Source organism: Croceicoccus sp. Ery15 (assembly GCF_020985305.1).
Classification (GTDB): domain Bacteria; phylum Pseudomonadota; class Alphaproteobacteria; order Sphingomonadales; family Sphingomonadaceae; genus Croceicoccus.
On record NZ_CP087588.1, the window covers coordinates 3,494,805 to 3,518,299 of the forward strand.

At 63.2% G+C, this 23,495-nt stretch carries 25 protein-coding genes and 2 riboswitches; of the genes, 17 read left to right on the forward strand and 8 right to left on the reverse strand.

Going from position 1 to position 23,495, the window contains the following annotated elements; translation table 11 throughout:
• Window positions 1-36 precede the first annotated feature (36 nt).
• The 5 genes from LOZ77_RS16985 (at window position 37) to LOZ77_RS17005 (ending at window position 4,649) form a co-directional block, all read left to right on the forward strand.
• On the forward strand, window positions 37-621 hold the full coding sequence (locus tag LOZ77_RS16985) for a ribonuclease HII (RefSeq protein WP_230280119.1): 585 nt from the start codon (window positions 37-39) through the stop codon (window positions 619-621).
• The gene (locus LOZ77_RS16990) at window positions 618-1,541 is read left to right on the forward strand and encodes an oxidoreductase (protein ID WP_230280120.1); all 924 of its coding nucleotides are present in this window, start codon (window positions 618-620) and stop codon (window positions 1,539-1,541) included. The genes LOZ77_RS16985 and LOZ77_RS16990 overlap by 4 nt, the downstream gene beginning before the upstream one ends.
• Before the next feature lie 334 nt (window positions 1,542-1,875).
• A complete protein-coding gene (locus LOZ77_RS16995; protein ID WP_230281921.1) occupies window positions 1,876-2,955 on the forward strand; it encodes a site-specific DNA-methyltransferase in 1,080 nt (359 codons plus the stop codon).
• An 18-nt stretch (window positions 2,956-2,973) separates the two neighbouring features.
• On the forward strand, window positions 2,974-4,095 hold the full coding sequence (gene folP, locus LOZ77_RS17000; RefSeq protein ID WP_230280121.1) for a dihydropteroate synthase: 1,122 nt from the start codon (window positions 2,974-2,976) through the stop codon (window positions 4,093-4,095).
• Complete coding sequence (locus LOZ77_RS17005; RefSeq protein ID WP_230280122.1) at window positions 4,092-4,649, forward strand: DUF1643 domain-containing protein; 558 nt, start codon at window positions 4,092-4,094, stop codon at window positions 4,647-4,649. The genes folP and LOZ77_RS17005 overlap by 4 nt, the downstream gene beginning before the upstream one ends.
• On the opposite strand, the gene LOZ77_RS17010 is transcribed toward LOZ77_RS17005, so the two are convergent.
• Together LOZ77_RS17010 and LOZ77_RS17015 are read right to left on the reverse strand one after the other, a co-directional pair.
• Window positions 4,637-5,416 (reverse strand): SDR family NAD(P)-dependent oxidoreductase, encoded by a 780-nt coding sequence (locus LOZ77_RS17010; protein ID WP_230280123.1) that lies wholly within the window; start codon window positions 5,414-5,416, stop codon window positions 4,637-4,639. The genes LOZ77_RS17005 and LOZ77_RS17010 overlap by 13 nt on opposite strands.
• 19 nt (window positions 5,417-5,435) lie before the next feature.
• Window positions 5,436-6,848: a sigma-54 dependent transcriptional regulator gene (locus LOZ77_RS17015; protein WP_230280124.1), complete on the reverse strand. Its 1,413-nt coding sequence runs from the start codon at window positions 6,846-6,848 to the stop codon at window positions 5,436-5,438.
• A gap of 293 nt (window positions 6,849-7,141) precedes the next feature.
• Here LOZ77_RS17015 and LOZ77_RS17020 point away from each other — a divergent pair, with 293 nt between their 5' ends.
• From LOZ77_RS17020 to LOZ77_RS17065, 10 genes are all read left to right on the forward strand, one after another.
• Window positions 7,142-7,264 (forward strand): aa3-type cytochrome c oxidase subunit IV, encoded by a 123-nt coding sequence (locus LOZ77_RS17020; RefSeq protein WP_230280125.1) that lies wholly within the window; start codon window positions 7,142-7,144, stop codon window positions 7,262-7,264.
• A 150-nt stretch (window positions 7,265-7,414) separates the two neighbouring features.
• The gene (locus LOZ77_RS17025) at window positions 7,415-8,137 is read left to right on the forward strand and encodes an aspartate/glutamate racemase family protein (protein WP_255671144.1); all 723 of its coding nucleotides are present in this window, start codon (window positions 7,415-7,417) and stop codon (window positions 8,135-8,137) included.
• An 84-nt stretch (window positions 8,138-8,221) separates the two neighbouring features.
• The gene (locus LOZ77_RS17030) at window positions 8,222-9,445 is read left to right on the forward strand and encodes a deoxyguanosinetriphosphate triphosphohydrolase (RefSeq protein ID WP_230280127.1); all 1,224 of its coding nucleotides are present in this window, start codon (window positions 8,222-8,224) and stop codon (window positions 9,443-9,445) included.
• The gene (locus tag LOZ77_RS17035) at window positions 9,438-10,163 is read left to right on the forward strand and encodes an NAD(P)H-binding protein (RefSeq protein WP_230280128.1); all 726 of its coding nucleotides are present in this window, start codon (window positions 9,438-9,440) and stop codon (window positions 10,161-10,163) included. The genes LOZ77_RS17030 and LOZ77_RS17035 overlap by 8 nt, the downstream gene beginning before the upstream one ends.
• A gap of 151 nt (window positions 10,164-10,314) precedes the next feature.
• Window positions 10,315-10,422: riboswitch (glycine riboswitch) on the forward strand.
• Window positions 10,423-10,548: riboswitch (glycine riboswitch) on the forward strand.
• A 52-nt stretch (window positions 10,549-10,600) separates the two neighbouring features.
• The gene (gcvT, locus tag LOZ77_RS17040) at window positions 10,601-11,755 is read left to right on the forward strand and encodes a glycine cleavage system aminomethyltransferase GcvT (protein ID WP_230280129.1); all 1,155 of its coding nucleotides are present in this window, start codon (window positions 10,601-10,603) and stop codon (window positions 11,753-11,755) included.
• 38 nt (window positions 11,756-11,793) lie between these two features.
• Window positions 11,794-12,165: a glycine cleavage system protein GcvH gene (gene gcvH, locus LOZ77_RS17045; RefSeq protein ID WP_230280130.1), complete on the forward strand. Its 372-nt coding sequence runs from the start codon at window positions 11,794-11,796 to the stop codon at window positions 12,163-12,165.
• Window positions 12,165-13,526 carry an aminomethyl-transferring glycine dehydrogenase subunit GcvPA gene (gene gcvPA, locus LOZ77_RS17050; protein ID WP_230280131.1) on the forward strand — a complete coding sequence of 454 codons (1,362 nt, stop codon included), beginning with the start codon at window positions 12,165-12,167 and terminating at the stop codon, window positions 13,524-13,526. Before gcvH ends, gcvPA begins: the two co-directional genes overlap by 1 nt.
• Window positions 13,523-15,130: an aminomethyl-transferring glycine dehydrogenase subunit GcvPB gene (gene gcvPB / locus LOZ77_RS17055; RefSeq protein WP_230280132.1), complete on the forward strand. Its 1,608-nt coding sequence runs from the start codon at window positions 13,523-13,525 to the stop codon at window positions 15,128-15,130. The genes gcvPA and gcvPB overlap by 4 nt, the downstream gene beginning before the upstream one ends.
• Window positions 15,130-15,609 carry an isoprenylcysteine carboxylmethyltransferase family protein gene (locus tag LOZ77_RS17060; protein WP_230280133.1) on the forward strand — a complete coding sequence of 160 codons (480 nt, stop codon included), beginning with the start codon at window positions 15,130-15,132 and terminating at the stop codon, window positions 15,607-15,609. Before gcvPB ends, LOZ77_RS17060 begins: the two co-directional genes overlap by 1 nt.
• Before the next feature lie 37 nt (window positions 15,610-15,646).
• Window positions 15,647-16,246: a DUF938 domain-containing protein gene (locus tag LOZ77_RS17065; protein ID WP_230280134.1), complete on the forward strand. Its 600-nt coding sequence runs from the start codon at window positions 15,647-15,649 to the stop codon at window positions 16,244-16,246.
• A gap of 51 nt (window positions 16,247-16,297) precedes the next feature.
• Here LOZ77_RS17065 and LOZ77_RS17070 read toward each other — a convergent pair whose 3' ends face one another.
• From LOZ77_RS17070 to LOZ77_RS17080, 3 genes are all read right to left on the reverse strand, one after another.
• Entirely contained in the window at window positions 16,298-16,429 is a 132-nt protein-coding gene (locus LOZ77_RS17070) for an entericidin A/B family lipoprotein (RefSeq protein ID WP_230280135.1), read from the reverse strand.
• Window positions 16,430-16,503: 74 nt separating this feature from the next.
• Window positions 16,504-17,276, reverse strand: a protein-coding gene (locus tag LOZ77_RS17075; protein ID WP_156170621.1) for an IS5 family transposase whose coding sequence is annotated in 2 segments (ribosomal slippage) — window positions 16,504-16,958 and window positions 16,958-17,276 — 774 coding nt in all. Because the reading frame shifts where the segments join, the coding sequence is not laid out codon by codon here.
• A 70-nt stretch (window positions 17,277-17,346) separates the two neighbouring features.
• Entirely contained in the window at window positions 17,347-18,351 is a 1,005-nt protein-coding gene (locus LOZ77_RS17080) for a DMT family transporter (RefSeq protein ID WP_230280136.1), read from the reverse strand.
• 56 nt (window positions 18,352-18,407) lie between these two features.
• Here LOZ77_RS17080 and LOZ77_RS17085 point away from each other — a divergent pair, with 56 nt between their 5' ends.
• Window positions 18,408-18,659 (forward strand): hypothetical protein, encoded by a 252-nt coding sequence (locus LOZ77_RS17085; RefSeq protein WP_230280137.1) that lies wholly within the window; start codon window positions 18,408-18,410, stop codon window positions 18,657-18,659.
• Window positions 18,660-18,708: 49 nt separating this feature from the next.
• Here LOZ77_RS17085 and LOZ77_RS17090 read toward each other — a convergent pair whose 3' ends face one another.
• Both LOZ77_RS17090 and LOZ77_RS17095 read right to left on the reverse strand, forming a co-directional pair.
• Window positions 18,709-20,211: a CpaF family protein gene (locus LOZ77_RS17090; RefSeq protein WP_230280138.1), complete on the reverse strand. Its 1,503-nt coding sequence runs from the start codon at window positions 20,209-20,211 to the stop codon at window positions 18,709-18,711.
• Between the two features lie 125 nt (window positions 20,212-20,336).
• Window positions 20,337-21,569, reverse strand: a complete 1,233-nt coding sequence (locus LOZ77_RS17095; protein WP_230280139.1) for a DegT/DnrJ/EryC1/StrS aminotransferase family protein — start codon at window positions 21,567-21,569, stop codon at window positions 20,337-20,339.
• A gap of 142 nt (window positions 21,570-21,711) precedes the next feature.
• Here LOZ77_RS17095 and LOZ77_RS17100 point away from each other — a divergent pair.
• A protein-coding gene (locus LOZ77_RS17100) for an IS630 family transposase (protein ID WP_230279141.1) occupies window positions 21,712-22,658 on the forward strand; the annotation gives its coding sequence in 2 pieces (ribosomal slippage) (window positions 21,712-22,048 and window positions 22,048-22,658; 948 coding nt in all).
• 12 nt (window positions 22,659-22,670) lie between these two features.
• On the opposite strand, the gene LOZ77_RS17105 is transcribed toward LOZ77_RS17100, so the two are convergent.
• On the reverse strand, window positions 22,671-23,495 hold the full coding sequence (locus tag LOZ77_RS17105) for a sulfotransferase (protein ID WP_230280140.1): 825 nt from the start codon (window positions 23,493-23,495) through the stop codon (window positions 22,671-22,673).

The window sequence follows — 23,495 nt, forward strand, 5'->3', positions numbered from 1 at the left end:
CGTGCGGCGCATCCTGTTCCGGCGGATGGCGCAGAAGTGATTATCGGCGTGGACGAAGCGGGGCGCGGGCCCCTTGCGGGGCCGGTTGTGGCCGCTGCGGTGCTGCTGTGCAAGCCGCGACCGGCAGGGCTGGGCGATTCCAAGGTTCTGACCAGGGCAAAACGCGCTGTGCTGGAACAGGCGATCAAGCGCCGCTGCGCATGGGGCGTGGGCGTGGTGGAGGTCGAAGAGATCGACCGGCTGAACATCTTTGGCGCGACCATGCTGGCCATGACCATCGCGGTCGAGGCGGTGTGCGCGAAAATCGGCTGCGATCCGGCCGAAGTGTTGGTGGACGGCAATCTGACCCCTGCCGGACGCCGCCCCGAATGGCGCTGGCCCGCGCGCGCCATCGTCAAGGGCGACGCGAAGGAGCCGTGTATTTCGGCCGCGTCGATCATCGCCAAGGAACACCGCGACCGCATGATGCGCGAGGCGGCGGCGATCCATCCGCAATACGGGTGGGAGCGTAACGCGGGCTATGGCACGGCGGAACATATGGAAGCGCTGCGCCGTTACGGACCGACCCCGCTGCACCGCCGCAGCTTTGCCCCCGTCGCCCAGCTGGAGTTGAATGTGTGAGTGATTTTACCGGTGCGGATCTGACCGGCCAGTCGGGCAGATGTTTCGTGGTGACGGGCGCGAATGCGGGCATCGGTTTCGCCATTGCCCATGCGCTGGCCGCACACGACGCGCGTGTCGTGCTGGCTTGCCGCAACGAAGATCGCGCCCGGGCGGCCATGGCGCGGATCGTGACGGATCATCCCGCTGCCGATCTGGACTTTCTGCCGCTGGATCAGGGCGATCTTGCATCGGTGCGCGCCGCCGCCGCGCTGGCCGCGAAAGAACCGCGGATCGACGCGCTGATCAATAATGCGGGCGTGATGGTCCCGCCGCTGTCCTTTACCAAGGACGGGTTCGAAATGCAGTTCGGGGTCAATCATCTGGGCACATTCGCCCTGACCGCGCTGATGCTGCCGCTGCTGGAACAGACGGCGGCCATTCATGGAGAGGCGAGGGTGGTGGTGACCGCCAGCATCGCGCACAAGAAGGGGCGGATCGCTTTCGACAATCTGGACGGATCGCAGGGATATGCCCGCATGCCGTTTTACCGGCAGTCGAAACTGGCCAATCTGCTGTTCGCGACCGAGCTGGACCGGCGGCTGCGCGCCGGCGCAAGCAAGGTCAGGGCGATCGCCTGCCATCCCGGCGTCGCGCAAAGCGAGCTGACGCGCCATATCCCGCTGCGCCGCATGTTCACGCCCTTGCTGGGCATGGTGCTCAATACCGCCGAAGAGGGCGCGTGGCCCGCCTTGCAGGCGGCATGCGATCCGGCGCTGTCGGGCGGCGAATATGTCGGATCGCGCGGCATTTTCGAAGCGCGCGGCCCGTCGGGTCCGGCGTTCCGCAGCGCGGCCTCACGCGATGCGGAACTGGCGAGGCGGCTGTGGGATGTGTCGGTCGACATGACGGGGATCGATCCCGCGCTCGCACCTGCGTGATCCGATAATAGTAAAACCAGCGAGTCCGGAAAGACACAGTCGCAAAGCGAGTCCGGAAAGACACAGTCGCAAGATGATGAGTCCGCCCGTGCCGCACGGACTCTATATCTTGGGGCGGGCGCGAAACCGCTGGCGACATCGCGGCCCCGCCACCGGGCGCGGAACGGATTCGCCGCGACGATCGGCGCTTGACGGCGAGTCCCCGTGGATTCACAAGGGGAGTTATCCACAGGGGACGGACCTTGAAAAAGGTCGCGTAAAGGACGGCATGGCCACGATTTTAAAGACCCGCGCCAAGGCGCGAACCGGCGAGACAGTCGCGCGATCGCGCCAGATGAGCGTGGAATTGCCGCTGGGCCGGATATTGGACGGCGACTGCGTCGAAGCGATGCGCAGCATCCCTTCGGGCACCATCGACATGGTGTTCGCGGACCCGCCCTATAATCTGCAACTGGGCGGCGATCTCGACCGTCCGGACGGCAGCCGCGTCGATGCGGTGGACGACGACTGGGACAAGTTCGCCAGCTTTGCCAGCTATGACGAGTTTACTCATCAATGGCTGGCCGAGGCGAAGCGCATTCTGAAGCCCAACGGCTCGATCTGGGTGATCGGCAGCTATCACAATATCTTCCGCGTCGGCACGGCGATGCAGGATGCGGGATTCTGGATCCTGAACGATATCGTGTGGCGCAAATCGAACCCGATGCCCAATTTCAAGGGCACGCGGTTCACCAATGCGCATGAAACGCTGATCTGGGCGTCGATGGGCGAAAAGTCGAAATATACGTTCAACTATCGCGCGATGAAAACGCTGAACGACGAGCTGCAGATGCGCAGCGACTGGGTTCTGCCGATCTGTTCGGGGCAGGAACGGCTGAAGAAGGGCGGGACCAAGGTTCACCCGACGCAAAAGCCGGAATCGCTGCTGTATCGCGTGATGCTGGCGACGACCAATCCGGGCGATGTCGTGCTGGACCCGTTCTTCGGCACCGGCACCACCGGCGCGGTCGCCAAGCGTCTGGGCCGCCAGTGGATCGGCTGCGAGCGCGAGGGCACCTATCGCGAAGCCGCGCTGGAACGCATCGAAAGCGCGCTGCCGCTGGACGAAAGCGCGCTGAAAGTGATGCAGTCCAAGCGTCAGGCCCCGCGCGTGGCATTCGGCGCACTGGTAGAGGCGGGCTATGTCCCCGCGGGCACCACCGTGACCGACAAGAAGCGCCGGTTCAGCGCCATCGTGCGCGCCGACGGTTCGCTGATGGCGGGCAGGGAAAGCGGGTCGATCCACGGGCTTGGCGCATCGCTGCAAGGCGCGCCGTCCTGCAATGGCTGGACCTTCTGGCACATGGAGAGCGAAAAGGGCCTGCAACCGCTGGACAATGCGCGGCAGCTTTACCTGTTGGCCACCGAGGATTGATCCGTTAGCCAGCGGCGCATGAGCAAGCTCTATCTTTTGCCGCTGGGCTTTGCGCCTTCTCCGCAGGCTTACGATGAAGGGGGCGATCCTCCCGATGTGATCCGGCTGGCGGGCACGATGTGCTATGTCGGCCAGATCGCGCTGATCGTGCGGGAAGGCGCGCGGGTTACGCGGCGGCAAATCCTGCGCCCGTCGGACATCGCGCCGGTGCTGGCCAGCCTGCCCGACGAGCTGGCCGCCGATGGCGAGGAGCAATATGCCAATCTGCGCATGGCGCACCCGCCGCTGCAACTGGGCGATCGCACGATCCGGATGGACCATCCGCAAGTGATGGGCATCCTGAATGTCACGCCCGACAGCTTTTCCGACGGCGGCGCGCATGACACGACCCAAGCGGCGGTCGGCCACGGCGTCGACATGCTGGAGGCGGGCGCGGCGATCATCGATGTGGGCGGCGAAAGCACGCGCCCCGGCGCCCCCGCCGTATGGGAAGGGGACGAGATTGCCCGCGTGCTGCCCGTGGTCGAACGGCTGGCGCGCGGCGGGGCTGCGGTTTCGGTCGATACGCGCAACGGCACCACCATGGCCGAGGTGCTGGCGGCGGGCGCGACGATGATCAATGACGTATCCGCCCTGCGCCACGATCCGCGCAGTGCCGAAATCGTGGCCCGTGCGGGCGCGGCGGTGGTGCTGATGCATGCACCGGGAAAAGGGTCTGACCTGCATGCCGATGCGACCTATACCCATGTGGTGTTCGACGTGTTCGATCATCTGCGCGCGCGGCGCGATGCGGCCATGGCGGCGGGCATCGCGCGGGAAAAAATCGTGCTCGACCCCGGTATCGGCTTCGGCAAGAGCGTGGCCGAAAACCTTGCGCTGATAGAGGCTCTGCCCCTGTTTCACGCCCTGGGACAGCCGTTGCTGTTCGCGGCCAGCCGCAAAAGGTTTATCGGCGCCTTGTCGAACGAGGCGCCTGCGGACAAAAGGCTGGGCGGATCGCTGGCGGCGGCGATGCGGGCGATGGATGCGGGCGCGCACATGATCCGCGTGCACGATGCGGCGGAAACGGTGCAGGCGATGCATGTGTGGCGCGGCATGCGCGATGCGGCGCTGACGGATTTCTCGCAACTGCCGCAATGACCGGCGAAAGCATGACGGCGCGGGATGCCGTGCAGCGCATTGCCGCATGGGCCGACGCGGCGGGGCTGGATTTCCGCCACGACGAAGGCACCGGCCACGGCGCGGTGTTCAGCCCCTGCGGGCGCTATCGCTATCTACTGTGGCGCGATGCCGGGCCGCAGCGCGCGATGATGGCGATTGCCATGCTGAATCCGTCGAAAGCCGATCATCTGGCGAACGATCCCACCATCGCCCGTTGCCATTCGCGGGCTTTGGAAGCAGGCCATTCGCTGCTGGTATGGAACCTGTTCGCCCTGCGTGAAACCGATCCGTTGCGGCTGAAGAAGCGGCGCGGACCGGTGGGCAAGCATAATGACGATGCGATCCGGCTGGCGCTGGAACTGGCGGCGCAGACCATCGCCGCATGGGGCGTGCATGGCGCGCATCGCGCGCGGGACCGCGCGGTGCTGGCCCTGTGCGGCGCGCTTGACTGTTACGGCACGACCAAGGCGGGGCTGCCGCGTCATCCGCTTTACCTCAGGAACGATGTGGTCGCGGTTCCCTACAGCGTATAGCCGCCGTCGCTGGCCAGCACCGCGCCGGTAATCGTGGCGGCCATGTCCGATAACAGGAACCCGATCTGCCCCGCGATTTCCTGCGCGCTGGCATAGCGGCCCAGCGGTGTCGCCATCTTGCCCATTGCCGCGATCGCGGCTTCGCGGCTGCCCGCGTCCTTTGCCATGCCGGCAAAGAATTCCATCCCGTCCCAGATCGGCGTATCGACCCCGCCCGGCGCGATGGCATTGACCCGCACGCCATCGGGCGCGACCTCTTTGGCGGCGACCCTGGCCAGTTGCACCAGCGCGGCTTTCGACGCGGCATAGGCGGCAGTGGTCGCCTCGGGCTTGGTCGCCGCGGCAGAGGCCGTGACGACGACGCTGCCCTTGCCGGCGCGCTGCATCGCGCCCAGCACGGCGGACAGGGTCAGGAACGCCCCGTCAAGATTGACCGCCATCACCCGCCGCCAGCGCGCGAAATCGGCACCGGCAATCGGAAAGGCATCCGAAATCCCCGCGTTCACCAGCACATGATCGAATGCGGGCCTGTCCGCGAAACCGGCCCAGAAGGCGGGATCGGAAACATCGCCCGCCACGCGCTCGACCTTGCAGTCCAGCGACAGGGCCGTCAGCCCGTCCGCATCCAGATCGACCAGCACCAGATGTGCGATGCCGCGCGCGTCCAGCCAATGCGCCATGGCCGCGCCAATGCCCGAAGCCGCGCCGGTGATCAGCGCGCTGCGGCCGGAAAAATCGAAATCGGCTGACGGGAGAATATCGGGCATGCGGGCCGGTGTGGCCCGATCAGGCCGCGTTGTCGATGCCCAGATCGGAAAGCTTGCGATACAGGGTCGATCGTCCGATGCCGAGGCGGCGGGCCACCTCGCTCATCCGCCCGCGATAATGGCCGATGGCAAGGCGGATCACATCCGCCTCGATCTCCTCCAGCGAGCGCAGGTGCCCGTCGGGTCCGAACAGGGTTACCCCGCCCGCATTGGCCGTGGCGCGCGGGCCGATATCGCCCACGATATTGGCCAGCTGCGGGAAATCCCCTTCGGTCAGCGCGTCGCGGTCGCAAAAGACGACCGCGCGGAACAGCACAGCCTGAAGCTGGCGCAGGTTGCCCGGCCATGCATAGCCTTCGAGCAAGGCGAGCGCATCGTCGGTAATGCCCAGATGGCGAAGCCCCGGCTGTTCGCCGATCAGTTTCAGGAAATGGCGCGTCAGCGGCGCGACATCGCATTGCCGCTCGCTCAGCGGGGGCAGCACGATGGAATTGCCGTTGAACGCCTCTGCCAGAACGGGTTCCAGCACGCCCTGCTGCATCAGGGTCTGGGCGTCATTGCCCGCCGTCGCCAGAATGCGGACATCGACGCGGAAGCTGTGCGCCGCGCCCAGAGGCTTGGCGATGCCGGTGATGATCGTGTCGGCCAGACGGTGCTGCAACGCGGGCGGCAGCCGTTCCAGATCGTCGATCATCAGCGATCCGCCATCGGCATTCTGCAATGCGCCGGTGCGCTGTTCGAAGGCGCCGGGAAACGCGCCGCGTTCATGGCCGTACAGCGCCGATTCGATGGCGGCGGGCGCCATGCCCGTGGTGTGCAGGATGATCAGCGGGCCGCGCGCACGCGGGCTGGCCGAATGGATCGCACGGGTCAGCAGTTCCTTGCCCGTGCCCGGTTCGCCCGCGACCAGCAGCGGCGCATGGCCGCGCGCCGCCTTGGCCGCGCGGGCCAGCGTGGTGCGGAAATTGGGCGACGACCCGATCATCAGGTCGAAATCGAGCGGTGCCTCGATCTTTTCGGTCAGCGGGGCCAGCTCGTCGGTGGCAAGCGCGTGCTGGACGCTGCTTTCCAGTGCATAGATCAGCCGTTCCGACGCGATCGGCTTGATCAGATAGTCGGTTGCACCCGCGCGCATCGCCTCTACCGCCAGCAGCGGAGAGGCGCTGCCCGTCAGGAATAAAAGCGGCAATTCGGGCGCGGCGGCGCGGAACCGCCCGATCAACCGGCACGAATCGTCGCCTGCGATCCAGCTGTCCAGCATCAGCGCCTGCGGCTTTTCGGCCGAGGTATCGTCCAGCATGCGCAGCGCCGTTTCCCCGTCGGGAACGGTCCGCATGCGCCAGCCTGCGCGGCCGGCCAAGCTATTGATCTGCCTGATCTGGCCGGCATCGTCGGCGACCAAAAGCATCAGGCGCGGTTCATCATCCACCATACTTGCCCCGTTGTGGTGGCGGAGAATCCCGTAACCACCCCCTGACGGCTTCTAACGGGATATCGTGAACAAGTGATTTATCCTGTTTACCGGCGCGCCGCCAGCAATGGTTTAAAAGGTAAATGCCATCGTCATGATTGGGGCATGAATGAGGCGTGGCGCCGCCTGCAGTGCAAGTGACTTGTCTGGAAAGGCCGCTCGCACTAGAGGCAGGGGCAAGCGGACGCGTCGTCGCGATTTCGTGCGACCGCCGCAACCGACGGGCGAATCTAGTTAAGGGAATGAACAGGGCCATGGAAAAGCCGGATACGATCGAAAAGGCGCAGTCGACCTATGCCAGCTTTGTGAACTGGTTCAAATGGGGCACGATCATCGTCGCCATACTGACTGCCATCGTGGTGATGATCATCGCCTGATGCCGGTTTCCGCGCCCCGCGCGCCAATGCGGGGCTTCAGCGGAAATTAACCGTTCATTGCGATCAATGGGCCCACGCAGCCGGTTGGCTTGCGGGGCCTTTTTGCGTAGGCAAAGGGCTGGACGACCAGTATTGAGGGACCACAGCCTTTTGCGAAAATTAGGCCTGATCGGCGGCATGAGCTGGGTTTCGACCCGCGCCTATTACGAAGACATCAACCAGATCGTGCAACGCCGCGTCGGTCCCACGGCCAGCGCCCCCTTGCTGATCGAAAGCATCGATTTCTCGCGCCTCTACCGCGTTACGGGCGGCGACCAGTGGGACCATGCCGCCGAAGTGCTGATCAAATCGGCCAGGCGGCTGGAAAGCGCGGGCGCGGGTGCATTGGTGATCGCCGCCAATTCGATGCATGCCGTGTACGACCGCGTGCAGGCCGAAGTGTCGATCCCCGTCATCCACATCGCCGACTGCGTCGCACGCAAGATGACCGAGCGCGAGGTCAGGCGCGCGGGGCTGCTGGGCACGCGCAATGTGATGATGGAGGATTTCTATCGCGAGCGTCTGGTGGTCGAGGATATCGAACTGCTGCCGCCCAATATGGACGTGGTCGAAACGCTGGACACGATCATTTACGACGAGCTGATGCACGGCAAGGTCCGCCGCGACAGCGAGCGTGAATTACGCACCATGATCACCAATCTGGAAAAGGCGGGGGCCGAAGCGGTGGTGATGGCCTGTACCGAACTGGACCTGCTGATCGACACGGGCGCCAATGTGCTGCCGATTTTCGATTCCGGCCATATCCATGCCGCCGCCGCGGCCGACTGGATCATCGGTGACGACACCCCGACCGAAAGCGTGATCGACGCGTAATCGGCGATTTTTCCGCCATTTCCGCGCGCGTTCCGTTTTTGATCCGGTTTGCCTGCGCGCCGCGATCTGCCATCGGGTTTGACGATGGACGATGTTCTTGCACCGGCTGAACCCGCGAATATGACCGTGGCGGGCATACGCGCCCGCTATGCCGCCGATCCGGCGCAGACCCGCGGGCGCGAGTTCGGAGAGGTCGAGGGCGGGGTGCGAGGGCCGCGCAGCGCATACCAGCGCGACCGCGACCGCATCATCCATTCGATCGCCTTCCGCCGGTTGAAGCACAAGGCGCAGGTGTTCGTCGCCCCCTATGGCGACCATTACCGCACCCGCCTGACCCATAGTCTGGAGGTCGCGCAGGTCGGCCGCGTGATTGCCCGCGCGCTGGGCCTGGACGAGGATCTGACCGAGGCTTTGTGCCTTGCCCACGATATCGGCCACGGTCCGTTCGGCCATGCGGGGGAGCGGGCGTTGCAACGTGCGCTGAGCCAACAGGGCGGGTTTGACCACAATGCCCATACCCTGCGCGTGCTGATGCGGCTGGAAAGCCCCTATTGCACGCATGAGGGGTTGAACCTGTCGTGGGAAACGCTGGAGGGGCTGGCCAAACACAACGGGCCGGTTTCATCCGCGAATCCGCTGCCATGGGCGCTGCGCGAACTGGACGATGCCTTCCCGCTCGACCTTGGGCGCTGGTCCAGCCTCGAGGCGCAGGTCGCGGCGCTGGCCGACGATATCGCCTATGACAATCACGACATAGAGGACGGCCTTCGCGCCGGTTTCCTCTCGCTCGACCAATTGCTTTCGATGCCCTTTATCGCGGACCAGTGGGACGCCATCGGGCGCAAGTTTCCCGGCGTGGCGCAGGACCGTTTGCAGCGCGAGCTGATCCGCTCGCAAATCGGCTGGATGGTCACCGATGTGATCGAGGAGACGAAGGGCCGCATCGCGCAGGCCGGTGTCGAAACCGCGCAGGACGTGCGAAATGCGGGCATGCAGCTGGCGGGCTTCTCGATCGGCGTGGCCGAGGCGGAGCGGAAGCTGAAGAGCTTTATGTATGAAAAGCTCTATTACCATCCCGCGCAAAAGCGCACGGCCGAACTGGCCGACAATCTGATCGCGGGGCTGTTCGCGGCCTATGCCGGCGATCCCGCGCTATTGCCCGAAGACTGGCGCAGGGCCCTGCCGGATGCGGAACCGCAGCGCAGCCGTCATATCGCGGATTTCATCGCGGGGATGACCGACCGCTATGCCATCCGCTGCCATGCGGAGATTTTCGGCCACGCACCCGAAGAGCTGAGCAATGTCTGAAGCGGGGTCTGAAGCGGGCGGGCTGCATATGGTGCTTGTCGGCGCGACAGGCCTGATCGGGCGCGAGATCATGGCCCGCAGCGGCGACCATCCCGACATCCGCCTGACGGCCATCGCCCGCCGCGAAGTGCCCCTTCCGCAAGGGGCGCGGATGGAAATGATCATTGCCGATCCCAAAAACTGGCGGCAGGTGATTGCGCAGCTTGCGCCCGACGTGCTGGTATCGGCGCTGGGCACGACATGGAAAAAGGCGAACCGCGACGAGGCTGCGTTCCAGTCGGTCGACCTCGATCTGGTGGTCCAGTGCGCCGATGGGGCATCCGATGCGCGGGTGCGGCAGTTCATCGGCATATCGTCGGTGGGCGCGGACCGCTTTTCCAAGAACCTCTATCTGCGCACCAAGGGCGAGATGGAGCAGGCCGTGAAAAAGCTGGCCTTTGCCCGTGTCGACATGCTGCGACCCGGCCTGCTGAAGGGCAAGCGCGAGGACGATCCGCGCGGCAAGGAACGGCTGGCCGCCGTGCTGTCGCCGCTGACCGATCTGTTCATGAACGGGTCTCTGCGGCAATATCGTTCGATGCCCGCGGGTGTGGTGGCCGATGCGATCTATGCGATGACGCAGATGCGCGCCGACGGGCGTTTCGTGCACGATAACGATGCCATCCACGCCGCGCTGACGCGCCGCACATTGCGCAGACCCGCGCTGGCGGGTGAGTGACGCTGCGCTGGTGAGTGAGTGACGCTGCGCTGGCAGGTGAATATACCGCTGCACACCATGAACCCTGTGCGCAACATGGCGCGGCAGGGCCTTATTTCGCCCCGCGCCGATTGACTTTGCACGCGCAGCATAGGACTTTGCCGCCACATCGCTGACCCGTGTGGGAGAGAGCTTGCGATTCGCCTGTTTGGGCGGGGACAAGCCGCCGAAGGAGCAACCGCCCCGGAAACTCTCAGGCAACAGGGACCATGTGGGTCGATAGCGATGCTCTGGAAAGTGCTGCGGCGGAAACGGCCAAAGCCACCGAAGGGGTATTCCGGACCGCCTTGGATCATATTCAAGGCATCCGGCGAAGCTCTCAGGTTTCCGCGACAGAGGGGGCCTTGCGCATATCCGATGCCGGACGCGCAGGCCTGACCTATTCACGGAGCCGAAATTTGACCGAGAGCATTTCCGAAGACCAGCTGGACGAAGTTGCGGGCCCCGAAACCCTGCCTCTCGACGCATGGCATCGCGCCAATGGCGCGCGCATGGTGCCGTTCGCGGGCTATCTGATGCCGATCCAGTATGAGGGCATCATCGCCGAGCACGAATGGGCGCGAACCAATGCGGGCCTGTTCGATGTCAGCCACATGGGCCAGCTGATTGTATCCGGAGCCGGCGCTGCCGAAGCGCTGGAAGCCTTGCTGCCGGGCGATATCTCGGCGCTGAAGCCGGGGCGCATCCGCTATTCGCTGCTGCTGAACGAGGATGGCGGCATTCTCGACGATCTGATGGTGACGAATGTGACCGTGGAGGGCGGCGAACCGGCCTATTACCTTGTCGTCAATGGCGCGACGAAATGGGACGATATCGGCCATTTGCGCGAATTCCTGCCTGACGAGATTGCACTCAACCATCTGGATGACCGCGCGTTGCTGGCGCTGCAGGGGCCGCGCGCGGCTGAAGCACTGGAACAGGTGATGCCGGGCGTCGCCGATGCGCTGAGCTTCATGCAGGGCAGCAGTGCAAGCTGGAACGGCGTTGACATCGGCATCAGCCGATCGGGCTATACCGGCGAGGACGGGTTCGAACTGTCGGTGCCCGCCGAAAAGGCCGAGGAATTGGCCGAGGCCCTGTGCGCGCTCGACATCGTAAGGCCCATCGGCCTTGGCGCGCGCGACAGTCTGCGGCTGGAAGCGGGTCTGCCGCTTTATGGCCACGACCTTGACGAAAAGACCGATCCCGTAACTGCCGATCTGGCCTTTGCCCTGTCGAAAAAGCGGCGGGAGACGGGCGGGTTTCCGGGTGCGGAGAAAATCCTTGCCCTGCTGGCCCATGGGCCCAGCGCCAAACGTGTCGGCCTGTTGATCACCGGCCGCATGGCCGTGCGCGAGGGTGCGCCGATCTATGCGGGCAATGCGCAGGTCGGCACCGTCACCAGCGGCGGTTTCGCGCCCAGCGTCGGCCAGCCCGTCGCGATGGGTTATGTCGAGGCGGGGCATGCGCTGTCGGGCACGAAGCTGACCATCGAGATGCGCGGCAAGCAGATCGAGGCGACCGTTACCGACATGCCCTTTGTGCCGCACCGCTATTTCCGCAAGAAATCCTGATTTCCCTGACGAATTCCCTTTCAAAGGACCACCACGCCATGAGCCTTTATTTCACCGAAGACCACGAATGGATTGCCGTTGAAGGCAAGACCGGCACCGTCGGCATTACCGACCATGCGCAGGAACAGCTGGGCGACATCACCTTTATCGAACTGCCCGAAACCGGCAGCGATTTCGGCAAGGGCGACAGCGTTGCCGTGGTCGATTCGGTCAAGGCCGCCAGCGACGTCTATACCCCCGTGTCGGGCGCGATCACCGAAGTGAACGGCGCGCTGGAGGACGAGCCGGAGCTGGTCAATAACGACGCCGAAGGCGACGGCTGGCTGTTCAAGCTGACCCTGTCCGACCCGTCCGAACTGGAAGGGCTGATGGACGAGGACGCGTACAAGAAATTCGTAGAGAGCCTTTGATGCGTTATCTTCCGCTGACCGAGGGTGACCGGTCCGCCATGCTGGCGACGATCGGTACCGATCATGTCGATGCCCTGTTCGCCGATGTTCCGGCAGAGGCGTTGCTGAAAGACCCCGTTTCGGGCCTGCCGATGCATGCCAGCGAAATGGCGGTCGAACGGCATATGAAAAAGCTGGCCGCGCAGAACCTGTCGGCAGCGGATGCGCCGTTCTTTCTGGGGGCGGGGGCCTATCGCCATCATATCCCCGCCACCGTCGACCATCTGATCCAGCGGGGCGAGTTTCTGACCGCCTATACCCCCTATCAGCCGGAAATCGCGCAGGGCACGCTGCAGGTCCTGTTCGAATTCCAGACGCAGGTCGCGCGGCTGTTCGGCACCGATATCGCCAATGCATCGATGTATGACGGGTCGACCGCATGCTGGGAAGCGATCGCCATGGCGGGCCGCATCACGCGCAAGTCGCGCAGCGTGCTGGGGCCGATCCATCCCCATTACCTGTCGTCGGCCGAAACCATGGCGCGTTTCACCGGCGATACGCTGGTCAGCGTGGGGCCGCAGCTGTCCGCCGATGCGGGCGAGGATGCGGTCATTGCCGAAATCGACGACAAGACCGCCGCCGTCGTCGTGCAATATCCCGACATCCTTGGCCGCGTGCCCGATCTGGCGCGGATCGCCGATGCCGCCCATGCGCGGGGCGCGCTGCTGATCGCCGTGGTGACAGAGCCGGTGGCGCTGGGCCTACTCGAAAGCCCGGGATCGCTGGGCGCCGATATCGTGGTGGGCGAGGGGCAGTCGCTGGGCGTCGGCCTGAATTTCGGCGGGCCCTATCTGGGCCTGTTCGGCGCGCGCGAGAAATTCACGCGGCAAATGCCGGGCCGCCTGTGCGGCGAAACGGTGGATGCCGATGGCAAGCGCGGTTTCGTGCTGACCCTGTCGACGCGCGAACAGCATATCCGCCGCGAAAAGGCGACCAGCAATATCTGCACCAATTCGGGCCTGTGCGCGCTGGCGTTTTCGATCCACATGACGCTGCTGGGCGGAGAGGGGCTGGGCAGTCTGGCCCGCATCAACCATGCCCGCGCGCTGGAAGTGGCCGAACGGCTGGGCGCGATTCCGGGTGTCGAGATCGTCAACGAAGGCAATTTCTTCAACGAGTTTACCCTGCGCCTTGTCGGCAAGGATGCCCGCGAAGTCGCCTATGCGCTGACCAAGCGCGAGATTCTGGGCGGCGTTTCGATGGGCCGCCTGTTCCCCGACCGCGCCGACATGGCCGAAGGGTTGCTGCTGGCGGTCACCGAAACGGTCAGCGACGAGGATATCGATTATCTGGCCGGCGCACTGCAGGAGATTCTGGCATGAGCACCATCAATCGCAGCGGCTGGAAGCCCGAGATGGGCGCGGTGGACGTCCACGCCTCCGAAACATCGCCCACGGCCAGCGGGGACCGCGCGCTCAACCTGGAAGAGCCGCTGATCTTCGAATTGCATTCGAAGGGCAAATGCGGCGTCGATTTCGACACTGTGCCCGCAACGGTCTCGCCCGCGCTGGCCAGATTCACCCGCAAGCAGCCGGTCGATCTGCCCGCGCTGGCAGAACCCGAAACTGTGCGCCATTACACGCGCCTGTCGCGGCAGAACTATGCCATCGATCTTGGCCCGTTCCCGCTGGGATCGTGCACGATGAAGCACAATCCGCGCCTGAACGAGGCGGTGGCGCGCATGCCGGGCTTTGCCGATATTCACCCGCTGCAGCCGATGGACACGGTGCAGGGCGCCTATGCGGTGATCGAGCAGCTGGCCGACTGGCTGATGAAGCTGACCAATATGAGCGCCGTCGCCATGAGCCCCAAGGCAGGCGCGCATGGCGAGCTTTGCGGCATTTTGTGCATGCGCGCCGCGCTGGAAGCGCGCGGCGATGCGCGCGAGGTGATCCTTGTGCCCGAAAGCGCGCATGGCACCAATCCGGCCACGGCGGCGTTCGCGGGCTATCGCGTGGAGAATATCCCTGCGACCGACGATGGCCGTGTCGATCTGGCGGCGTTGAAGAAGCGTTTGGGGCCGGATGTGGCGGGGGTGATGATTACCAATCCCAACACCTGCGGCCTGTTCGAACGCGATATGAAGGCGATTTCCGACGCGGTGCATGCGGCAGGTGGGCTGGTTTACTGCGACGGCGCGAATTTCAACGCCATCGTGGGCAAGGTGCGTCCCGGCGACCTTGGCGTCGATGCGATGCATATCAACCTGCACAAGACCTTCTCCACCCCGCATGGCGGCGGCGGTCCGGGCAGCGGGCCGGTTGTTCTGTCGGAAGCATTGGCGCCCTTCGCGCCGATCCCCTTCGTCCGCCGCGACGACAAGGGGCGGCTGCGCATGGTCGAGGAACGCGCCCGCGCCGATCATGCCCCGCAAAGCTTTGGCCGCATGGCCGCGTTCCACGGGCAGATGGGCATGTTCACCCGCGCGCTGACCTATATGCTGTCGCATGGCGCCGACGGGCTGCGGCAGGTTGCCGAGGATGCGGTGCTGAATGCGAACTACATTCTGCGCAGCCTCGAAGACGTGCTCGACGCGCCTTATGGCGATGCGGGACCGTGCATGCACGAGGCTTTGTTCAGCGATGATGACCTGCCCGAAGGCATGACGACGCTCGACATCGCCAAGGGCCTGATCGACGAAGGGTTCCACCCGATGACGGTCTATTTTCCGCTGGTCGTGCATGGCGCGATGCTGGTCGAACCGACCGAGACGGAGAGCAAGATCGGCCTCGACCGGTTGATCGGATCGCTCCGTTCGCTGGCAGAGCGGGCGAAGGCGGGCGACGAGACGCTGAAGTCCGCGCCCCATTTCGCCCCGCGCCGCCGGATGGATGAGACCAAGGCCGCCCGCAAACCCGTGCTGACGTGGAAATCCGCGCCCGGCGCGGCAGGCGAACCGGCGCTGAGCGAGCTGGGCGGAAGCTGATGCAGGCTGGCGGCGGCAATGGCGACACGCATGCGGGCGTGCGCTTTCCGCCGCCGCTGATCTTTCTGGGGCTGTTGCTGGCGGGGCTGGCGGCGAACGATCTTCTGGCGCTCAACCCCGCGATGCCGCAATGGCTGCGCGCAGCGGGCTATGTGATCGCGGCCACCGGCTTGCTATCGATCGCATGGGCGCTGGCGCAGTTCCGGCAGGCGGGGAATAATCCCGAACCGTGGAAGCCCGACACTGCCTTCGTTGCGGCGGGCCTGTATCGCATCACCCGCAACCCGATGTATCTGGGCATGGCGCTGGCCTATCTGGGGCTGGCGCTGGCGATGGACAGCCTTGGCGCGCTGCTGCTGTGGCCGGTCGCCGTCGCGCTGATCGACCGTCTGGTCATCATGCGTGAGGAACGCCATTTGCTGCGGCGTTTCGGCCCGGCTTACGAGGATTACCGAACCCGTGTCCGCCGCTGGATCTGATAGGCCCGACAGGGGGCACGACCCTGCCGACCGCTGGGTGGACGACCGCCGCCACGCCCCCGCCACGCAGCGCAACCGCGAACCCATTGGCGATTGTCTGGCCGACATTCTGCCTGCCACCGGCCTTGTGCTGGAAGTGGCAAGCGGGTCGGGTGAACATGCGCTGTTTTTCGCGCGGCGATTTCCCGCGCTGGAATGGCAGCCCAGCGATCCCGATGCGGATGCGATCCGGTCCATCGCCGCATGGCGCGAGGCGGAGGGCACCGCGAACCTGCGTGCGCCGGTGATGCTGGATGCCAGCGCGCCCGACTGGCCGGTGGACCGGGCCGATGCGATGCTATGCGTGAACATGGTCCATATCAGCCCGTGGGACGCGACAATCGGCCTGTTCGCGGGGGCTGCGCGTGTGCTGCCTGCCGGTGCGCCGCTGGTGATCTATGGCCCGTTCCGCTCTGCCGATATTCCCACCGCCCCGTCCAATCTGGAATTCGACCGGTCGCTGAAAATGCGCGATCCGCGTTGGGGGCTACGCGATCTGGCCGATGTCGATGCGCTGGCACAGGCAAACGGGCTGATGCCGAAGGCGCGGCATGGGATGCCCGCCAATAATATGCTGCTGGAATTTCGCCGCCTATGAAAACGCCCGCCGGTGGGGCGGGCGCTTTGCATTTGCGAATTTGGCAATGGCTTAATCGATGGCGTCTTCGCCAGCCTTGCCGACCGATTCGATATCCTCACCCGCACCCTTGACGGTGTTGCAGGCGGTTGCGGTCAGCGCCAGCGAGCCAAGCGCGCAGGCAATAGCGATACGACGGATCATAAGACGGCTCCTTCGGTTATTGTTGGGCGAATAACGCTGTGACAGTTAACCGGTTCCGCAGCGTGCTAATTGCCCTAGGGCGTAGACTCATTAGCGGCGATCCATAGGCGTGTGCAGAAGAGCTTGATGGCAGCGAGGAAGTTATCGCTTCGTTTGTCGTATCTGGTGGCCAAGCCTCTGGCGTTTTTGAGTTTCCCGAAGAAACGCTCGACCAGATTACGGTAGCGATACAGGAAGCTGCTGAACGCGAAGCCTTTGCGACGATTGCGCTTGACTGGGATGTTGGCGAAGCCACCCTGCGCGGTGATCTGACTGCGAATGGCATCGCTGTCATAAGCCTTATCGGCGAGAAAGGTGGTGGCGTTCGGCACGGCGGCCAGCAGCCTCTCGGCCTCACGGCAATCGCTCGCCTGGCCTTCGGACAGATGCAGTTGGATCGGCAGGCCGCGACCATCAACCAGGGCATGGATCTTGGTTGTCAAACCGCCCCGGGAACGTCCCATGCAGCGATTTGGGTCCCCCTTTTTAGGGTCGCACCGTGCTGGTGGACCCGGATGGAAGAACTGTCGATCATGACCAACTCGCCGTCGAAGGCTTGGCTCACCGCTTCGAGAAGGCGGTCCCACACACCGGCTTTGCGCCAGCGCACGAAACGGTTGTAGCAGGTGGTATGTGGGCCATAGCGCTCGGGAATATCAGCCCAAGGACTGCCCGTGCGAAAGCGCCACAATATCCCGTCGATGACCCGCCGGTCATCCACACGCGGAACCCCGCGAGGCTTGTTCGGCAACAACGGCTCGATCACCAGCCACTCATCATCGGTCAGTTCAAATCTACGACGCGTCATCCAAAGCTCCTTCCCGAAGCCTTGAATCAACCGCGCCCGCGCCGCGCAAGTCAGTTTATGAGTTTACGGCCTAGGGTTCCATTGTGCGCATCCGCATGCGCCGCAAGATCTGTTCGCGTACCACGATGATCACGCCCGCCGCGATAATCAGCGGCGCGCCCAGCCACAGGCTGGCGGGCGGCAGGCTTGCGAACAGGTACCAGCCATAGAACGCCGCCGCGATCAGCGAGACGTAATCCATCACGATAACGCTGGCGACCTGCCCAAACCGCAGCGCGAGGGTCAACAGAACCTGTGCCAGCGTGCCCGATATGCCGATCCCGATTAACAGCGCGAAATCGACCGGATCGCTCGTCCATCCGTCGAAGAACGACCAGATCAGCAGCAGCGGCGACGTGAACAGCGAGAAATAGAGCACGATCACCACGCTGTTTTCCGTTTGCGCCAGATCGCGGATCTGGATCGAGACGACCGCCACCATAAAGGCCGCCGCAATCGCCACGCAGGCCCCGATCAGCGGAATGTCCGCTCCTCCCGGGCCCGCCACTAGCAGTACGCCGGCAAAGCCCAGCAGCACCGCCATCCAGCGCCATTTACCGACATGTTCGTGCAGCACCACGGCCGACAGGATCACGGCAAAGATCGGTGCGGTAAAGCTGAAGGTCGTGGATACCGCCAGCGGCAGCAGGATGGGGGCAAGAAAATTCAGCACCATGCCCGTGCCGCCATACAGCGAGCGCATGAAGTGCCCGCCCAGCCGTTTCGTACGCAGAACGGCGAAACCCGTTGTCATGGCCAGCCACACCAGCAGGATCGGGATCGATGTCGCCTGCCGCACCAGCAGCATATGCGACAATGGCAGACCGTGTTCGTGGCCCAGCTTTACCATGGCGAACATGGTGGCCAGCGTCAGCGCCGCGCCCAGCCGCAACACCAGTGCCAGCGTGGGCCGTTGATTTGCTTGCGGCCTTGCGCCCGTTTCTGCCTGTTCGCTGCCGGTTGCGGCCGTGTTTTCCGCAGCTTCGGCCAAAAGCGTGTCGGGCTTATCGTCGGCAGGGCTTGGGGTGGGGGCCATAGAACCCTATGGAACCGTCACGCCCTGCGGATCAAGCGCGTTTTTTGCGCTGCAGCATGGGCAATGATGACGGAAAGGGCGCAAAAGTGATCGACTGGCTGATCGCAAGCGATGCGGGGCACTGGACGATGCTGGCGGCGGCGGCGCTGCTGGTGGCGGCACTCGCATGGCTGGGCGACTGGCGCCGGGCGCGCAGGGCCGTGCCCGATGCGGTGGGTTGCATGCCATGGACCGCGGTATTCATGGCCGCGCTGCTGGTGACGGTGATCGCCGGAACGCTGGCGTTCCTGACCTGGATGTCGCCCTAGGCGCGCGGATCAGAGGTGGGCGCAGCCGACGCCGCGCCCACTGAAAATATTACAGACAGGCCTGCAGGAACGCCTGATCGAAGCCGTACTGGCGCGCCTTTTCCAGCGTATAGGGGCGCAGGCCGGTCGAACGGTGCTCGCCGATGATCTTGCCGTCCTCGCCCTCGTCCAGATATTCGAACTTGAACAGATCCTGCGTGACGATGACGTCGCCTTCCATGCCGATCACCTCGGTGATCTGGGTGGTGCGGCGCGAACCGTCGCGCAGACGCTTTACCTGAACGATCAGGTCTACCGAATCCGCGATCTGCTTGGAAATCGCGGCCTTGGGGATCTTGATGTCACCCATCAGGATCATGTTTTCCATACGGCCAAGGCATTCGCGTGGGGAATTGGAGTGGAGCGTACACATCGAACCGTCGTGGCCCGTGTTCATGGCGGCCAGCAGGTCGAAACATTCGGCGCCACGAATTTCGCCGAGGATGATGCGGTCAGGGCGCATACGCAGGGCGTTCTTCACAAGGTCGCCGATGGTGATCGCGCCTTCGCCTTCAAGGTTCGGCGGGCGCGTTTCCAGCGGCAGCCAGTGCGGCTGCTGCAAGCGAAGTTCGGCGGCGTCCTCGATCGTCAGCACGCGTTCGCCCGGGTCGATCATCTTGGACAATGCGTTCAGCATCGTCGTCTTACCCGAACCCGTACCGCCCGAAATCACGATGTTCATCCGGCTGGCACCCGCGATTTTCAGCGCGGTGGCCATATTGTCGGACATCGAACCGAAATCGCGCAGCATGTCGATCGTGATCGGCTTTTCGGAAAACTTACGGATCGAAATCGCCGTGCCCTTCAGGCTGAGCGGCGGGACGATGACGTTGACGCGGCTGCCGTCTTTCAGGCGGGCGTCGGCCAGCGGAGTGGTCTGGTCGACGCGGCGGCCGACCTGGTTCACGATGCGCTGTGCGATCTGGAACAAATGATGTTCGTCGCGGAACTGGATCTTGGCGAGCTGCAACTTGCCCTTTTTCTCGATATAGGTCTGCTGCGGGCCATTGACCATGATATCCGACACGTCGGGGTCGTTCAGCAGCTCTTCCAGCGGGCCAAAGCCCAGCAACTCGTCGACCAGCACTTTTTCCAGCGCGAATTGCTCGCGCCGGTTCAGCGTGATCTTCAGCTCCTGAAGAACCTCCATGATGATCGGACGGAATTCTTCCGACAGCTCTTCCTTGGTCAGCGTGGCGGCCGCTTCGGGATCGACGCGTTCCAGCAGGCGGGGAAGCACCTGTTCCTTGATCTTGTGAACGCTGGCCTCGAACCCTTCGGGGCCCTTGTCCGCCTCGTGCACCGCGTTCGACCGTTCGGCCAGACGGGCCAGAGCCTCGTCCTGCGCATCCGGCTTATGCTCGGGCAGGGGCGGGAATTGTTCGTCCATGCCGGGCGGCGGCGGCGGAGTGGTGCGCAGCGGTTCGGACCCGCCCTTCATCGGCCGGGCAACCCCGAATGCGGGGCGCTGCCCCATGCCGCCCATTCCGTTCTTCCGGCCGAAAGCGTTCATCAATCCGTTCCCTGCAACTTGGCCCCGACCCGTGGGGCGCGACGCGCATCCGGCATGAATGGCTCAACGCCGTTCACCAAATGCTGACAGGGTTTGGTGAATAGGATGGAAACCTTGATTTTGTTTTAAGGGTGGCTCGATGATCGACGGATCGCGCAAACCACCCGCTGTAATTCGCTGTCTGAAAGAAGTGGATAGATCGGCAGACACAATATCTGTTCGGACGCACGAGATGCGTTGTGTAGTCGTTTTGGGTCGGCAGAGGGGAGGCTTTCATACATCGGCAACGAAGACAAAAGCGGATAGAAATAGCGTCTCGTGAAAATTCTTTCGCTTTTCAAATGCTCGTATAGACCGTCACGCGATAAAGGAAAATCGGACGTTACGAGGATCGGAAAATATGAATGGTTCGAGATCACCCCATCGGGAATTGGGGGCACATAGATTCCTTTGATGTCAGCAAGTCCCTCGCGATAAAGCCGATCGACTCGCGCTCTTTCAGAAAGCACAAAATCTATGTAATCCAGTTGAAGCAGGCCCATAGCCGCACTGGGTTCGCTAAGCTTCGCGTTGGTGCCGATATAGGGGATAGTCGTCTCGCTGGTGATGCCGAAATTGCGAAGGCTATTAATGCGATCGCGTTTGGCCGGATCGGAGACTGTGATCGCGCCTCCCTCGAATGTGTGAAACACCTTGGTCGCGTGAAAGCTTAAAGTAGAATAGTCGCCGAAACTGAACAGGCTGCGCCCTTCGAGGCGTACTCCGAATGCGTGTGCCGCATCATAGATCAAGGTTAGTTTATGGCGCCGTGCGATATTGGCGAGTGCGTCCACGTCGCAAGGGATGCCATAGCAATGGACTGCAAGTATGGCGCTGGTCCGATCGGTAATCGCTTCCTCGACGCGCGCGGGATTCAGATTAAAGCCATTGTCTTCGATATCCACGAATACAGGCGTAAGGCCGGCACGTAGGATGGAATGACTGGTCGCGACGAAGCTGTACGGCGTTGTTATGACTTCCCCGGTCAGTTGTGCGGCCTCCAGCACCATTTCGAGTGCAAGCGATCCGTTGGAAATAGTGGCGACCGACGGGGCACCCAGGAACTGTTCGAGTTTCTCTTCAAGTGCGTAGTTGAGAGGACCGTTATTCGTGAGGATGCCGCGGTTCCAGATGCCTTGCAGTATCTTGGTATATTCGTTGAGCGGCGGGAGGAACGGGCGGGTAACATAAAGAGGCTCTGGCCCCTCTGCAGGTTCGCGCAATTGTATTTGCGGCCCGCGATCGAATTTTCGATCTTCCATGAAAGTCAGATTGCTCCCGAACGGCAACTCGGTCAAATCGAGGTCCGCCTCATCCACCGGAATTTAACGCCGCACGCCTTGTTATGATTTGGAAAGGCTCGGTTCTAGAGCGGTTTTCGACCGATTTGAATCGATGAGGGATTCCCACCAGGTGTGATTTCTGATTCAGAATCCGTGCTGGTGAAGGAGGCCAGCATGGATGGGCCAACCTCTTTCGATGGATTTGCGTTCTCGGCTTCTGGCGGCAGTGGATGGCGGTATGAGTTGCCGCGCTGCTGCGGCCCGGTTTGGCGTTGCGCCTTCGACGGCGATCCGCTGGCGGGTGCAGCGGCGCGAGACGGGCGCCTTCGCGCCGAAGCCGCAGGGTGGCGACATGCGATCTCGCCGGGTCGAAGAGCGTGCGGGGGACATCCTCGCCATCTGGGAAGAGCGTAAGGACATCTCGCTTGAGGAACTTCGCCTGGCGCTGACCGAAGTTGGCCTGACCGTCTCCGTGGCCGGGCTGCATCGCTTCTTCGCGCGCAGGGGGATAACGCGCAAAAAAAGACTGGCCATGCAATCGAGCAGGACCGGCCCGACGTCCTGAAGCAGCGCCGGGAATGGTTCGAGAGCCAGATCGATCTGGAACCCGAACGCCTCGTGTTCATCGACGAGACGTGGACCGCCACCAACATGACCCGCAGCCATGGCCGCTGCCCGAAAGGCGAACGGCTGCGGATGGGTTTCCCGCACGGCCACCGCAAGACCACGACGCTCGTCGCCGGTCTACGCTTGACCGGCATGGTCGCGCCGATGGTGCTGGACGGTCCGATCAATGGCGACTGGTTCGAAGCCTATGTCACTCAGGTGCTCATTCCCGAACTGCGTCCCGGCGACATCGTCGTCATGGACAACCTGTCGAGCCACAAACGTGCGGCGGTGCGGGAAAAGATCGAGGCGGCAGGCGCGACACTGCGCTTCCTCCCGCCCTACAGCCCGGACTTCAATCCGATCGAGAAGGCCTTCTCACGCCTCAAGGCCATGCTCCGCAAAATCGGCGAGCGAACCGTCAGTGGCCTCTGGGACCTGATCGGCAAACTCGTCGATATCTTCCAGCCCGGCGAATGCGCCAACTACTTCAGCTCGTGCGGTTATGACCCGGAATGATCGAAAACCGCTCTAATCTGAAAAATCCGGATCGAGGTAGCGGGACAGGCCGCATTCCTCGCACTCTGCGATGACCGACGAAGTTATTTCGTACGGCAGGGCGTCGCGAACGTTCTGCTTGCTGTGATTTCTGAACACGCCATAGGTATCGGCATTGGATCCCGTCGTCGTGGATTTCTTCAGAAACTGCCGCGTCTGATCCGACATCGGCAATTGAAGCGATAGAAACATTTCCTGCACCTGCTGTTGTGGCTGCGCTTTCAGGGCATGGTATTTCAGGATGCGAACGCGACCGGGGTACTCTGCTTGCAATCGCTGGAAAATCAGCGTGGCGCGAAGCCAGCCTTCAAAGCCGAAAAACTCTTCCGCTCGCCCCCTGTTCTTCGAAGCTGCGCGTTTCCATTCCTCTGCGAAACTCCATTCAGGTCGAAATTCACGGGGTGCGGCGCGCCAACTTTGCAAAACTTCGCGTGGATCGCGCACAATCGCGACCAGCTGAATGCCGACATGTTCTGCCATAAGCATTGGAAGCAGGTTGTGATAGCGGACTTCCTTGAAAACCAGATAGTTGGGTAATGCTGCCTTTTGGAAGCGCAGTTCTTTACTCGATAACGCCTTACTGCCGGTTTGAAGAATGAATTCATCGTCGGTAGCAAGCAAGTCGACAAGGAATCGATCAATATCGCGACGACATGAATTCTCTGCTAGCCTGTTCTTAAACGCATAGGAGAACAGGGGCTGATAGCGATAGGCCACGTCCGGGCTCGAATTGAATATCTGCCCCAACCAGCTCGTTCCGGAACGAGGCACGCCTTGGATGGCAACGGGTATTGGCAT

Bases quoted from the DNA above. Each gene is read 5' to 3' on its own strand.
- LOZ77_RS16995 (WP_230281921.1), top strand. From the start codon at position 1,876: ATGAGCGTGGAATTGCCGCTGGGCCGGATATTGGACGGCGACTGCGTC.
- folP (WP_230280121.1), top strand. From the start codon at position 2,974: ATGAGCAAGCTCTATCTTTTGCCGCTGGGCTTTGCGCCTTCTCCGCAG.
- LOZ77_RS17005 (WP_230280122.1), top strand. From the start codon at position 4,092: ATGACCGGCGAAAGCATGACGGCGCGGGATGCCGTGCAGCGCATTGCC.
- LOZ77_RS17010 (WP_230280123.1), bottom strand. From the start codon at position 5,416: ATGCCCGATATTCTCCCGTCAGCCGATTTCGATTTTTCCGGCCGCAGC.
- LOZ77_RS17015 (WP_230280124.1), bottom strand. From the start codon at position 6,848: ATGGTGGATGATGAACCGCGCCTGATGCTTTTGGTCGCCGACGATGCC.
- LOZ77_RS17020 (WP_230280125.1), top strand. From the start codon at position 7,142: ATGGAAAAGCCGGATACGATCGAAAAGGCGCAGTCGACCTATGCCAGC.
- LOZ77_RS17030 (WP_230280127.1), top strand. From the start codon at position 8,222: ATGGACGATGTTCTTGCACCGGCTGAACCCGCGAATATGACCGTGGCG.
- LOZ77_RS17035 (WP_230280128.1), top strand. From the start codon at position 9,438: ATGTCTGAAGCGGGGTCTGAAGCGGGCGGGCTGCATATGGTGCTTGTC.
- gcvH (WP_230280130.1), top strand. From the start codon at position 11,794: ATGAGCCTTTATTTCACCGAAGACCACGAATGGATTGCCGTTGAAGGC.
- gcvPA (WP_230280131.1), top strand. From the start codon at position 12,165: ATGCGTTATCTTCCGCTGACCGAGGGTGACCGGTCCGCCATGCTGGCG.
- gcvPB (WP_230280132.1), top strand. From the start codon at position 13,523: ATGAGCACCATCAATCGCAGCGGCTGGAAGCCCGAGATGGGCGCGGTG.
- LOZ77_RS17060 (WP_230280133.1), top strand. From the start codon at position 15,130: ATGCAGGCTGGCGGCGGCAATGGCGACACGCATGCGGGCGTGCGCTTT.
- LOZ77_RS17070 (WP_230280135.1), bottom strand. From the start codon at position 16,429: ATGATCCGTCGTATCGCTATTGCCTGCGCGCTTGGCTCGCTGGCGCTG.
- LOZ77_RS17080 (WP_230280136.1), bottom strand. From the start codon at position 18,351: ATGGCCCCCACCCCAAGCCCTGCCGACGATAAGCCCGACACGCTTTTG.
- LOZ77_RS17085 (WP_230280137.1), top strand. From the start codon at position 18,408: ATGGGCAATGATGACGGAAAGGGCGCAAAAGTGATCGACTGGCTGATC.
- LOZ77_RS17090 (WP_230280138.1), bottom strand. From the start codon at position 20,211: ATGAACGCTTTCGGCCGGAAGAACGGAATGGGCGGCATGGGGCAGCGC.
- LOZ77_RS17105 (WP_230280140.1), bottom strand. From the start codon at position 23,495: ATGCCAATACCCGTTGCCATCCAAGGCGTGCCTCGTTCCGGAACGAGC.